This is a genomic window from Microbacterium testaceum, assembly GCF_001476655.1.
Lineage (GTDB): Bacteria > Actinomycetota > Actinomycetes > Actinomycetales > Microbacteriaceae > Microbacterium > Microbacterium testaceum_C.
Genome location: NZ_LDRT01000027.1, coordinates 1 through 12,172 on the forward strand (window position 1 = coordinate 1; position 12,172 = coordinate 12,172).

Genomic DNA, 12,172 nt, shown 5'->3' on the forward strand with positions numbered 1-12,172 from the left:
GGGTGACGCCGCGCCTGCGTCGGGGCGTCAAGCGGACGGCGGGGAGGGGTGGAGCGGGGATGCGTTCGGGGCCGTGGTCCACGACCTGGCCGAAGCGGGGCGCACGCGCTTCCCACGCCTCACGGGCCTCGACGATCTCGTCGTGCGCGCGGCCCACGAAGTTCCACCACATGACGATGTCGGCCTCGAACGGCTCTCCGCCGAGAAGGAACACCCGCGCGCCCTCGAGGCTCAGGAGGTCGACGTGGTCGCGTCCCCTCCCGAGGTAGAGCAAGCGGCTGTCGTCCACCGAGGCCGAGCCGTGCCCGGTGATCGAGAGGGGCTCCGCACGCCTCTCGGCGTCGGCGTCGACGGCATCCATTCCCGTTTCGACATCGGTGGTGCCGGTCATGCCGTAGAGCGCATACTCCCACTCCGGACGGAGGGGAAGCCGGACCGGCACACCCGCGGGGAGCCGAAGCTCGGCCCCGACGATGGGGGTGTGCACCGTCGCGGGCGAACTCACGTCACCCAGCTCGCCCATCACGACGACGGCATCGGCGCCCTCGCCGAGGTCGAGGACGGGAAGGTCCTCGTGGCGTTCGAACGCGGGCGCGCCGTGGCGGCGAGACTCGGGCAGCGCCACCCACAGCTGCAGGGCGTCGAGCGCGACGGGCCCCTCGCCGAGCGAGTACTCCGAGTGAGCGATGCCTGCGCCGCTGGTCATGAGGTTCAGCGCGCCCGGACGGACCACGACGTCGCTTCCCACGGCATCCCGGTGGCGCACCTCGCCGATGATCGGCCAGGTCACCGTCTGCAGTCCGATGTGCGGGTGCGGTTCGACGCGCATGGTGGTCTCCTGCGGGCCGAACCGGTCGAGGAAGCACCACGCCGCGACCATCGGCAGCCCGCGATGGGGAAGGGTGCGATGTACCTCCATGCCGCGCACGCCGCCCAGCGGAACCTCGCGCGCCTCGACCACGAGAGCGCGCGGCCCGTCGCACGCGATCGGGCCCTCGGAAGCTTCGGGGGCGACGTCGAGGCGGGTCATGCCGGTTCGCTGGGGTCGGCCGAGTCGGCCGCGTCGCTGTCCTGCGGCCACTCGATCACGAGGCCGGGAACGTCGTGCTCGCGCAGATAGTGGGCGACGAAGGGGCACGACGGGATGATGCTGTCGCCCCGACGGGCGAGATCGGCGAGCGCGTCGCTCGCGAGCGTCGAGCCGAGGCCGCGTCCCTTGAAGGAGGGGTCGATCTCGGTGTGCGGGAGCACGACCCGGCCCTCGCCGGCCGGGCGGAACTCGAGGAAGCCTCCGAGCTCATCGCCCACGTGGATCTCGTAGCGGCGGGCTTCGTCATTGCGGGTCACGGTCGGTGCGTCGGTCATGGCGGCTCCTGTCGTCGGTCTCTGCAGCAACGTACGGGGCGCGTGCGGTGTTCCGCACCCCCTCGACACCGCGGCATCCGGTCCCTTCGACGGGCTCAGGGACCTCCGTCGCGCGCGGGTGGCAGACTCCCTCTCATGTCCTACGACCTGGTGGTCTTCTTGAAGGAGGACCCGGCCAGCCGCCTCTCCGACCTCATTGCCGCAGAGGCCGACCTCGCTGTCGAGACCGACGGCGCGGGCCTCGTGGTCAAGCGGGGGAGAGGCTTGTACTGCTGCTCGATCGGCGAGGCTGTGCCGGTTGACGAGGAGGATCTACCGGATGAGCTCTCGAGCCTCTCGCCGCCCGTGTGCTTTCAGATGGACATCAGCGTCGAGGGCAGCGCTCGCGCAGCGATCGAACGCACCCGCAAGCTCGTCCGTCATATCGCACGTTCCCTTGACGCCGTCAGCTGGGACCAGCAGACCGGAGCATGGTTCCCACGACCCGCGCACAGCCGGGCGGCCCGGGTACCCGCGCCGCCCGTCGATCTCGTGAAACTCGACTGGTACACCGCTCAATGCGATGGGGTTGCTGAGGCGTATCTGGACACGTCACGTCGGCATCTGCCGGTCGCGTTGCCTCGTCGGTTCGGCCCGCACGAGCCGTACACCTACCGCTTGGAGCGCGACGGGGATGACCGCTTCATCCGAGAGGCGGCCGACGATCACATGCTCTTCTTCGACAGCGCCGCTCCCGTGGACGCCGGCTCGATCAGTCGCCGCGACGAACGGGGCACGCGCGTATGCATAAGCATCCTCGCCGCAAGCCTTCATGACGAGATCACACGTCTCGCGGTCCGAGCCTTCTTCGTCGATCTCGCGAGACAGCTGGACTGCTTCTTCGCCTCGGCTCAGGTGATACGCAATGTCAGTGTGGGTGGGTGGCCCCTCCCAGAAGGACGTGCGACTGATATGGAGTACTCCACGTTCTGGAGAGACGGGTGGATGGGACTCCCACCGCATCCCGTTTGGTGGACGTATTTCGGCTCGCACTACGCGCAATTGATCGACCCGCGCACGGTCGGCGTCACACATCACGGGTCATTCGCCTTCATGGAGCTCTCTACGCCGCCGGCGGACCGAGACGCGCTGGCGGCGAACCTGCCGCGCCGCGGGCTCTTGCGTCGCCGCGCGCGGTGGATTGATCCGGCGTTGCAGATGAAAGCCCTCGTGAGCGATCCGAACGTGTCGCCGCCGCGTGCCGAACGAGCCCGGGTCGTGCCCGACCAGCTGGGAGTGAAGGTCGCTGCACCGGGTTACAGAATCTAGTCCTCATGTCTGCAGGGAGGTCTAGGGCCCGTCCGTGGTTGGTCCCTTCGACGGGCTCCGGGACCTCCGTCGCGGCGTAGGTGGCTGAGCTCGTCGAAGCCCCGGTCCATCCGACGGGCTCACGGACTCGTCGCACCGTTCACCGCACCGTTCCCGCCGCTCACCGCACGATGACCGGATGCCACGGCGTCGAGCCCGCGGCATCCGCTTCACTGTCGGAGTCCGCAACGCCGCGAGCAGGAGACAGAATGAGCGCTTCCGTCGACGACGACGTCGTCACCGACCCGAACCTTCCGCCGGTCGCCGTCCCTCCCGACCGACTCCGCAGGAAGTGGACGCCGGCGAAGATCGCCCTGTGGGTCGGGATCGCCCTTCTCGGCGGCCTGGCGTGGACGATGCTCGCGATCGTGCGCGGCGAGACCGTGAACGCGATCTGGTTCGTGTTCGCGGCCGTCTGCACCTACCTGATCGGCTATCGCTTCTACTCGAAGGTCATCGAGCGCTACATCACGCGTCCCGACGACCGCCGCGCCACCCCCGCGGAGCGCAAGGCGGACGGCAAGGACTTCGTGCCCACCGATCGCCGGGTGCTCTACGGCCACCACTTCGCCGCCATCGCCGGCGCCGGTCCCCTCGTCGGACCCGTGCTCGCCGCCCAGATGGGCTATCTCCCCGGCACGATCTGGATCATCGTCGGCGTGATCCTCGCCGGCGCCGTGCAGGACTATCTCGTGCTGTTCTTCTCGATGCGCCGCGGTGGCCGCACGATCGGGCAGATGGCCCGCGACGAGCTCGGAAAGATCGGCGGCACCGCGGCGATCCTCGCGAGCCTGCTGATCATGCTGATCATCGTCGCGATCCTGGCGCTCGTCGTCGTGAACGCCCTGGGTGAGAGCCCGTGGGGAGTCTTCAGCGTCTCGATGACGATCCCCATCGCCCTCTTCATGGGCCTGTACCTGCGCTATATCCGCCCGGGCCGCATCACCGAGATCTCGATCATCGGCTTCGTCCTCTTGATCGGCGCGATCATCGCGGGCGGCTGGGTCGCCTCGACCGAGTGGGGTTACGCGGCTTTCCACCTCGACCGCTCCGTCATCGCGTGGGGCATCATCATCTACGGCTTCGTGGCCGCGGTCCTGCCGGTCTGGCTGCTGCTGGCCCCGCGCGACTACCTCTCGACGTTCATGAAGGTGGGCGTCATCGTGATGCTCGCCGGCGCCATCGTGCTCGTGCGTCCCGAGATCTCGGTCCCCGCGTTCAGCGAGTTCGCCGGCGGTCAGACGGGTCCGGTGTTCAGCGGCCCGATCTTCCCGTTCCTCTTCGTCACGATCGCGTGCGGTGCCCTGAGCGGTTTCCACGCGCTCATCGCCTCGGGCACCACGCCCAAGCTCGTCGAGAAAGAGCGCCAGACGCGCTTCATCGGGTACGGCGGCATGCTCATGGAGTCGTTCGTGGCGATCATGGCACTCGTCGCCGCGCTGTCGATCGACCGCGGGATCTACTTCGCGATGAACGCCTCGCCCGCAGCCACGCTCGGCACCGTCGAGGGAGCGGTCGCGTTCGTGAACGGGTTGGGGCTCGCGGGCGTCACCCTCACGCCCGACATGCTCACCACCACGGCCGCGGCCGTCGGTGAGACCTCGATCGTCTCGCGCACCGGCGGCGCCCCGACCCTCGCGCTCGGCCTCGCGCACATCATGCAGCAGGCCCTCGGCGGTCAGGCGATGATGGCGTTCTGGTACCACTTCGCGATCATGTTCGAGGCCCTGTTCATCTTGACGGCGGTGGATGCCGGCACCCGCGTCGCCCGCTTCATGCTCCAGGACTCGATCGGCACCGTCCTTCCGAAGTTCAGGGACCTGTCGTGGCGCCCCGGCGTCTGGATCTGCACGGCGGTCATGGTCGCCGGGTGGGGATCGATCCTCATCCTCGGGGTGACCGACCCGCTCGGCGGCATCAACACGTTCTTCCCGCTGTTCGGCATCGCCAACCAGCTGCTCGCCGCGATCGCGCTCGCCGTGGTGCTCGCGATCGTCGCCAAGCGCGGACGCTCGTCCTTCCGCTGGCTGTGGATCGTGGCGCTGCCCCTGGCCTTCGCCGCGGTCGTGACGATCACGGCATCCATGTACAAGATCTTCTCGCCGGTCCCGGCGGTCGGATACTGGGCGAACCACTTCGCGTTCCGCGACGCGCTCGCTGCCGGCAAGACGGGGTTCGGCACCGCGAAGACGGTCGCCGCGATGGAAGCCGTCGTCCGCAACACGTTCGTCCAGGGAGTGCTGTCGGTGATCTTCGTGACATTGGCGATCGTCGTCATCCTCATGGCGGTGATCGTGACGGTGAAGGCCCTGCGCAACGGCGGCGGCGACGACCTCGAGGATGCCCCCGTGGCATCCCGTCGCTTCGCGCCCGCCGGCTTCCTCGCCACGAAGGCCGAGCGCGAGATCGAGAAGGAGTGGGAGGCTCTGCCGGCCGACCACCCCGCCCGCCCGACCGCGTCGTCGCACCACTGAGGTCGTCATGGCTCTGGTACGCGCGGAATCCGGTTCGGCCCTCACCCGCCTCGGGGTGCGCCTCGCGCGGCTCGGGCGCGGCATCCGGTGGTACGTCACGACACTCATGGGCGACCGCGCCTACGACGTGTACGTCGCGCACCACCGGGTGCACCACCCGGGGGAGGAGCCGCTGACCGAACGGCAGTTCTGGCGGCAGCGGGCGGCGGATCAGGATGCCGATCCCGGTGCGCGCTGCTGCTGACTAGGCTGCGAGCATGATCGACGCGCCGCTGCTCGCCGGGGCGGCGGGGGTCGTCGTCGGCGCGGCGCTGACCCTCGCGCTGGTCTTCGCGCGTCGCTTCGCGCTCGCCCCGCGTGACCTCGGGAGCGACGCCGAGCGCGCGACGCATCGGACTCTGCACCTCGCCGCCGCGGCGGCATCCGCCCTCCGCGGAGGACGGGAGGAGCCGGATGCCGCCCGCGCGGCGAAGCATCTGCGGACGCTCCTCGCGGCCGACGCGGTGGCGATCGTCGATGCCGCCGCGGACCGGGTCGCGCTCGACGGCCCCGAGACGCTGGCCGCGTCGGCGCGCCGCATCGCCGCGCGCGTGCGCGAGACCGGACGCCGGCAGGTGTTCACCGAGAGCGACGGCGACGCGGTGGGCGCCCCGATCGTCGTCGACGGGCGCGTCTGGGGTGCGGTGATCGCCTTCGCGTCTCCCGTGCGCGGGCCGCTCGTGCGGGCGACCGGCGACGTCGCCACGTGGTGCGCGGCGCAGCTCGAACTCGCCGGCCTCGACGCCTCGCGCGCCGCTCTCGCCGAGGCCGAGCTGCGGGCCCTCCGGGCGCAGATCAGTCCGCATTTCATCTACAACGCGCTCACGGCGATCGCCTCGTTCATCTCGACCGACCCGCCCCGCGCCCGCGATCTCGTGCTCGAGTTCGCCGACTTCACCCGCTACTCGTTCCGCCGGCAGGGGGAGTTCACGACGCTCGCCGAGGAACTGCGCAGCATCCACTCGTACCTCGAGCTCGAACGTGCGCGGTTCGGCGACCGGCTGTCGGTGCGCCTGCGGATCGCCCCCGAGACCCTCGCGACGGTGATCCCGTTCCTTTCCGTGCAGCCGCTCGTCGAGAACGCGGTGCGGCACGGCCTCGAACCCGGAGAGCGCGGCGGGGTCATCACGGTGACCTCGATCGACGACGGCACGCACACCGAGGTGGTGGTCGACGACGACGGGATCGGGATGGACCCCGACGAACTCGCGACCCTGCTCGACCTCGACGCCGCGTCGACCCACGTGGGGCTGCGCAACGTCGACGCGCGACTGCGCCAGCTGTATGGCCCCGCGGGGGGCCTCGTGGTCGAGACGAACGTCGGCTCGGGCACGGCCGTGCGCCTCCGGGTGCCGAAGTCGCAGCCACGGCACGAGACGGCGCTGCCGTGAGCGTCGTGGTCCTGGTCGCCGAGGACGAGGCGCCGGCGCGCGCCGAACTGGTCGCGCTGCTCTCGGCCGATCCGCGCGTCGCCGAGGTGCACGCGGCCTCGAGCGGGGCAGAGGCGCTGCGCCTTCTCGAGAGGGTCGACGTCGCGGTCGCCTTCCTCGACATCCACATGCCGGGGCTGTCGGGACTCGACCTCGCCCGCGGTGTGGCGCGCCTGCGTGAACGTCCCGCGATCGTGTTCGTCACCGCCGACGACGCGGGGGCCGTCGAAGCTTTCGATGTCGAGGCCGTCGACTTCGTGCTGAAGCCCGTCCGCGTCGAGCGGCTGCGCCGAGCTCTGGACCGCGTTCTCGACCGCACGATCGACGCCGGTCCCACGCCGGCCGCCGACGAGGCGATCCCCGTCACGGTCGGCGGGGTCACGCGGATGGTTCGCCGGGCCGATGTGCGGTGGGTGCAGGCCCAGGGCGATTACTCGCGCCTGTACACGGCGGCATCCGCTCATCTCGTCCGCGTGCCACTGTCGGAGCTCGCCGACCGGTGGGCCGAGGTGGGCTTCGTGCGGGTGCACCGCTCGACCCTCGTGCATCGGGATGCCATCGTCGAGGTGCGCCTGTCGGGTGCGGCGCCCTCGGTCGTCCTGGCCGAGATCGAGCTGCCGATCAGCCGCCGGCTCGTGCCGTCGGTGCGCGACGCGCTGCTGCGCTGAGGCGCCCCTCTTTTCGCGGAGTATGTCCCGAAATGTGCTGCGTGGGACGGTCTCAGGCGGCAAAGAGTGGGACATGCTCTCGGGTGCGCCGGCATCACGCACGCGCGCGATGGCGGCGCACGGCCGCGCGGTTCGCGCAGCGCACCGAGCAGTACCGCTGGCGTCCGTTGCGCGTGATGTCGACGACGACGTTGACGCACGGCTCCGCCGCGCATCGACCGAGGCGATCCTGACCGCGCGTGACGAGATGCAGCGCGGTGCCGACCGAGATGACCGCGGCGAGCACGCGCGGAAGGGCGTCGTTCTCGTCGCGGTAGTGCAGGTGCCACCCCTCGCCGTTGTGGTTCGTGAGCCGGGGGTAGGCCGTGACCTCGGCCATCTGCGCGTTCAGCAAAGCGGCTCGGGCGTCGTGATCGGGCTCGTCCACGACCCGCAACCACGCGTCGATGACCTCGCGCGTGCGCTCGTGATCGTCGGCGCCGACGGGGAACTCCATCGACATGCCCAGCTCCCTCGCCCTCTCCTCGATCCCGTCGCGATCGGCGGGCCAGTCGTTCGCGAGCGACGCCGCGAGCAGGACCGCGTACTCGCCGTAAGGGTTGAGATGCATAAGGGCATTACAGCACGCTGGCTCCATGAGCGCCCCCGACACCCTCTCGCTTCGTCTCTCGGCATCCGTTCACGAGCATGCGTGGATCACCGAATCGGTCCACGCGACGAGTGAGGGGCGCGTGCGCTACGTGCGGTGCACCGGATGCCGCGCCCGTCGCGTCGACCTCGATCCCGCCGCCGCGACGCCCCCGGTCCCGCTGTCGCGCGAGGTCTGAGCGCGCGAGACGCGCATCGACGCCGACGGGTCCGGATGCCACGATGGGAGGCCATGACCGACGAGACGTCGCGCCTTCCGCGCGTCCGGGTCACGGCATCCGGGTCCGCTCGGGTGCCGCGCCCGGCGACGCGCGGCTTCGCCCTGCCGGGACAGGCTCCCGACGAAGCCGACGACGTGTTCTCGCGCGGGCTGGTCCGCGCGCAGCTCCGGCTCGCGATCGGCTGCGTCGCCGCGTTCCTCGTCGTGGCGGGGGCGTTCGCGGTCGTGATCGCGGCGCTTCCCGCGCTCGACGACCCGGTGCTGTTCGGCGTTCCGCTGTCGTGGCTCGCGCAGGCCTACGGCTTCTATCCGCTGATCCTGGTCTTCGCGCTCATCTTCGTCCGCGCGGCGGCGCGCAACGAACGGCGTTACCGCCACCTCGCCGACCCCGGGCCCGACGGGTGAACCCGGTGTTCGACCTCGCCGCGGTGGGGCTGCTGATCGCCGTCACCGCGGTGCTGGGCTTCTCTGGTGTGCGCCTGTCGCGCACGACCGGCGACTTCTTCGTCGCCTCGCGCAGCGTCCGCAGCGTCTGGAACGCCTCGGCGATCAGCGGCGAGTACCTCTCGGCCGGGACGTTCCTGGGGCTCGCGGGCCTCGTGCTGCTCTCGGGCTCCGAAGGGTTCTGGTTCCCGATCGGGTACGCGGCCGGGTATCTGCTCGTCCTCCTCTTCGTCGCCGCGCCGCTCCGGCGCAGCGGCGCGTACACGATCCCCGACTTCGTCGAGGCGCGGCTCGAGTCGCGCGCGGCCCGACGGGTCACGAGTGTCGTCGTGCTGATGATCGGCTGGTTGTACATCGTGCCGCAGCTGCACGGGGCGAGCCTCGCCCTCGGAGTGGTGGCCGAGGTGCCCGGCTGGGCCGGTGCCGTGGTCGTGGCCACCCTCGTCGCGGGGATCGTCGCCGCGGGAGGCATGCGCGCGATCACCGCCGTGCAGGCCTTCCAGTACTGGCTGAAGCTCACCGCTCTGCTCGTGCCCGCGGTGTTCCTCCTCGTCGTGCTGTCGCAGGGCGGGCGCGACCTCGACCCCGTCTCGATCTTCCCCGCCTCCGCCGGTCCCGGCGCCGTCGACACCTATGCCACGGTGTCGCTGCTCCTCGCCCTCCTGCTCGGGACGATCGGGCTCCCGCACGTGCTCGTACGCTTCTACACGAGTCCGGACGGCGGGTCGGCGCGGCGCACGACCGTCGTCGTCATCGTGCTCATCGGCGCGTTCTACGCCGTGTCGTCGACGATGGGTCTCATCGCGCGGGCCGTGGCGCCCGACCTGGCGGTGCGCGGCCTCGCCGATACGGTCGTGCTCGCGCTGCCCTCGCGCCTTCTGCCCGGCGTGGTCGGCGAACTGCTCACGGCCCTCATCGTCGCGGGGGCCTTCGCCGCCTTCCTCGCGACCTCGTCCGGTCTCGTCGTCTCTCTCGCCGGAGTCGTCAGCCAGGATGTGTTCGGCGGCAGCGTCCGTTCGTTCCGCCTGTCGGCGGTGCTCTGCACGGTGGTGCCGCTCGCGGTCGCGCTGCTGACCGAACCCGCGGGTCTCGTCTCGAGCGTGGGCGCGGTCTTCGTGTTCGCGGCATCCACCCTCTCGCCCGTCCTGCTGCTCGGCGTCTGGTGGCCGCGCCTGACCGCGCGGGGCGCGATCGCGGGCATGGCGGTGGGTGCTTTCGCGTGCGGCGCGGCGTTCGTGGCCGGAGGGATGATTCCGGATGCCGGCGGGTGGAGTGCCGTCCTCGCTCAGCCCGCCGCCTGGACGATTCCCCTGACCACCGGGGTGATCGTCGGGGTGTCGCTGGGCGATCGCGCCGGGGCTCCCTTCCGCGTCGAGCGGTACTTGGCTCGTCTGCACACCCCTGATTCCTGAGTCCTCGTCCACAGATGCCCGGGTGACCCGCGCGGCTGTCGGGACCCCGGGTTACCGTGGACGGGTGACTTCCTCCGGCGCCGCCCCCGAGTCCTACGCCGACGCGCCGCCCGAGCCGTTCGGCGACTACGACGATCCCTACGCCGGTGCCGACTGGGACCCCGACCAGTTCGCCCCGCCGGAGGATTTCGACGCACCGCCGCCCCCCGTCGACCCCTCATCTCCCTTCGCGCGCGCGGTCGCGGTGACCGGAACCGCGCGTGAGTTGCCGGCCGTCCGCGACTTCACCGGACGAGACCCGCGCGAGGTGCTGCACGAGGTCTACGGGTACGACGCCTTCCGCGGCGACCAGGCCGACATCGTGCAGCACGTGGTCGATGGGGGCGATGCGGTCGTCCTCATGCCCACCGGCGGTGGCAAGAGCGTCACCTACCAGGTGCCCGCGCTCGTCCGTCCCGGGACGGGGCTCGTCGTCAGTCCCCTGATCGCGCTCATGCACGACCAGGTCGAGGCGCTCATCGCCAACGGTGTGCGCGCCGGGTATCTGAACTCCACGCAGGCGCCGGCCGAGCGTCAGGCGGTCGAGCAGGCCTACCTGTCGGGTGAGCTCGATCTGCTCTACGTCGCTCCCGAGCGGCTGAACGGCGCGCAGACCCTCGGCCTGCTCGCGCGGGGCCGCCTCAGCGTGATCGCGATCGACGAAGCGCATTGTGTGTCGCAGTGGGGCCATGACTTCCGCCCCGACTACCTCGCGCTCGGCGATCTGGCCGACCGCTTCCCCGGGGTGCCGCGCATGGCGCTCACGGCCACCGCGACCCCGGCCACCGCGCAAGAGATCGTCGAGCGGCTGCGGCTGCGTGACGCCCGCGGGTTCGTGGCGAGCTTCGACCGGCCCAACATCCAGTACCGCATCGACGCCAAGGTCGACCCCCGCCGCCAGCTCGTGCAGTTCATCAAGAGCCAGCCCGAGGGCTCGGCGGGCATCGTCTACGCACTGAGTCGCAAGAGTGTCGAACAGATGGCGACCTATCTCTCGACGCAGGGGCTCGACGCCCTGCCCTATCACGCGGGTCTCGACGCTTCCGTGCGTGCCGCCAACCAGTCCCGGTTCCTGCGCGAAGACGGGGTGATCATGGTCGCCACGATCGCGTTCGGCATGGGCATCGACAAGCCCGACGTGCGATTCGTCGCCCACATCGACCTGCCCAAGTCGGTCGAGGGCTACTACCAGGAGACGGGCCGCGCCGGCCGCGACGGCGACCCGTCGGTCGTGTGGATGGCGTACGGCCTCGGCGACGTCGTGCAGCAGCGCCGCATGATCGACCAATCGCCCGGCGACCGCTCCTACAAGATGCGACTCGGCCAGCACCTCGACGCCATGCTCGCCCTGTGCGAGACGGTCGGATGCCGCCGCCAGAATCTCCTCGACTACTTCGGGCAGAAGTCCGAGCCGTGCGGCAACTGCGACACGTGCCTCACTCCGCCCGACACGTGGGACGGGCTGATCGCCGCGCAGAAGCTGCTGTCCACCATCGTCCGGCTGCAGCGCGAGCGCGGCCAGGCCTTCGGGGCGGGGCACCTGATCGACATCCTCCGAGGGGCGAAGACCGAGCGCATCTCGCAGCAGGGGCACGATCGCCTCAGCACCTACGGGCTCGGCGCCGACCTCTCCGATCAGGACTGGCGCAGCGTGATCCGCCAGCTCCTGGCCAGAGGGATCATCGTCGCCCAGGGCGACTACGGCACGCTCGCGCTCAGCGAGGCGTCGGCCGGAGTGCTCCGTGGCGAGACGCCGGTGCCGCTTCGTCGCGATGTCCTGGGCCGTACCGGCGGCGGCTCCTCGCGCCCGCGGAAGTCGAGCGCCGACGACGTGGCCCCCGACGACCGCGATCTCTTCGAGGCGCTGCGCGCGTGGCGTGCCGAGAAGGCGCGGGAGCAGGGTGTCCCGGCGTACATCGTCTTCGGCGACGCCACGCTCCGGGCCATCGCCGCCGCGCGTCCTGCGTCGATCGGTGACCTCGACGGCATCACCGGCATCGGTGCCAAGAAGCGCGAGGCGTACGGCGACGGCATCCTGACGGTGGTCGCCGCGAACTGACGCGCGGGCTCCGGTCCCTTCGACGAG

General features: G+C 70.7%; 12 protein-coding genes. 9 read left to right on the forward strand and 3 right to left on the reverse strand.

Annotation, left to right across the window (positions count from 1 at the left end):
• The coding region (locus NS220_RS04880; RefSeq protein ID WP_153004158.1) for a pirin family protein at positions 1-1,030 on the reverse strand (1,030 nt) is incomplete at its 3' end.
• A complete protein-coding gene (locus NS220_RS04885; protein ID WP_058622972.1) occupies positions 1,027-1,365 on the reverse strand; it encodes a GNAT family N-acetyltransferase in 339 nt (112 codons plus the stop codon). The genes NS220_RS04885 and NS220_RS04880, both read right to left, overlap by 4 nt.
• A 135-nt stretch (positions 1,366-1,500) precedes the next feature.
• Between NS220_RS04885 and NS220_RS04890 the strand changes: the two genes are divergently transcribed.
• From NS220_RS04890 to NS220_RS04910, 5 genes are all read left to right on the forward strand, one after another.
• On the forward strand, positions 1,501-2,673 hold the full coding sequence (locus NS220_RS04890) for a hypothetical protein (protein WP_058622973.1): 1,173 nt from the start codon (positions 1,501-1,503) through the stop codon (positions 2,671-2,673).
• A 248-nt stretch (positions 2,674-2,921) separates the two neighbouring features.
• Positions 2,922-5,186, forward strand: coding sequence for a carbon starvation CstA family protein (locus NS220_RS04895; protein ID WP_058622974.1), 2,265 nt, complete (start codon positions 2,922-2,924; stop codon positions 5,184-5,186).
• A gap of 7 nt (positions 5,187-5,193) precedes the next feature.
• The gene (locus NS220_RS04900; protein ID WP_058622975.1) at positions 5,194-5,430 is read left to right on the forward strand and encodes a YbdD/YjiX family protein; all 237 of its coding nucleotides are present in this window, start codon (positions 5,194-5,196) and stop codon (positions 5,428-5,430) included.
• 13 nt (positions 5,431-5,443) lie between these two features.
• Positions 5,444-6,616, forward strand: coding sequence for a sensor histidine kinase (locus tag NS220_RS04905; RefSeq protein ID WP_058622976.1), 1,173 nt, complete (start codon positions 5,444-5,446; stop codon positions 6,614-6,616).
• Positions 6,613-7,323 carry a LytR/AlgR family response regulator transcription factor gene (locus NS220_RS04910; protein WP_058622977.1) on the forward strand — a complete coding sequence of 237 codons (711 nt, stop codon included), beginning with the start codon at positions 6,613-6,615 and terminating at the stop codon, positions 7,321-7,323. Before NS220_RS04905 ends, NS220_RS04910 begins: the two co-directional genes overlap by 4 nt.
• Before the next feature lie 94 nt (positions 7,324-7,417).
• On the opposite strand, the gene NS220_RS04915 is transcribed toward NS220_RS04910, so the two are convergent.
• Positions 7,418-7,933: a CGNR zinc finger domain-containing protein gene (locus NS220_RS04915; RefSeq protein WP_058622978.1), complete on the reverse strand. Its 516-nt coding sequence runs from the start codon at positions 7,931-7,933 to the stop codon at positions 7,418-7,420.
• A 25-nt stretch (positions 7,934-7,958) separates the two neighbouring features.
• On the opposite strand from NS220_RS04915, the gene NS220_RS04920 reads away from it, so the two are divergent.
• The 4 genes from NS220_RS04920 (at position 7,959) to recQ (ending at position 12,145) form a co-directional block, all read left to right on the forward strand.
• Positions 7,959-8,150, forward strand: coding sequence for a hypothetical protein (locus NS220_RS04920; protein WP_058622979.1), 192 nt, complete (start codon positions 7,959-7,961; stop codon positions 8,148-8,150).
• 53 nt (positions 8,151-8,203) lie between these two features.
• Positions 8,204-8,596: a hypothetical protein gene (locus NS220_RS04925; RefSeq protein WP_058622980.1), complete on the forward strand. Its 393-nt coding sequence runs from the start codon at positions 8,204-8,206 to the stop codon at positions 8,594-8,596.
• On the forward strand, positions 8,593-10,047 hold the full coding sequence (locus NS220_RS04930; protein ID WP_058622981.1) for a sodium/solute symporter: 1,455 nt from the start codon (positions 8,593-8,595) through the stop codon (positions 10,045-10,047). Before NS220_RS04925 ends, NS220_RS04930 begins: the two co-directional genes overlap by 4 nt.
• Positions 10,048-10,111: 64 nt before the next feature.
• A complete protein-coding gene (recQ, locus tag NS220_RS04935; protein WP_058622982.1) occupies positions 10,112-12,145 on the forward strand; it encodes a DNA helicase RecQ in 2,034 nt (677 codons plus the stop codon).
• Positions 12,146-12,172: the final 27 nt, after the last annotated feature.

Coding starts and splice junctions, on each gene's coding strand:
- NS220_RS04885 (WP_058622972.1), bottom strand. CDS start 1,365: ATGACCGACGCACCGACCGTGACCCGCAATGACGAAGCCCGCCGCTAC.
- NS220_RS04890 (WP_058622973.1), top strand. CDS start 1,501: ATGTCCTACGACCTGGTGGTCTTCTTGAAGGAGGACCCGGCCAGCCGC.
- NS220_RS04895 (WP_058622974.1), top strand. CDS start 2,922: ATGAGCGCTTCCGTCGACGACGACGTCGTCACCGACCCGAACCTTCCG.
- NS220_RS04900 (WP_058622975.1), top strand. CDS start 5,194: ATGGCTCTGGTACGCGCGGAATCCGGTTCGGCCCTCACCCGCCTCGGG.
- NS220_RS04905 (WP_058622976.1), top strand. CDS start 5,444: ATGATCGACGCGCCGCTGCTCGCCGGGGCGGCGGGGGTCGTCGTCGGC.
- NS220_RS04915 (WP_058622978.1), bottom strand. CDS start 7,933: ATGCATCTCAACCCTTACGGCGAGTACGCGGTCCTGCTCGCGGCGTCG.
- NS220_RS04920 (WP_058622979.1), top strand. CDS start 7,959: ATGAGCGCCCCCGACACCCTCTCGCTTCGTCTCTCGGCATCCGTTCAC.
- NS220_RS04925 (WP_058622980.1), top strand. CDS start 8,204: ATGACCGACGAGACGTCGCGCCTTCCGCGCGTCCGGGTCACGGCATCC.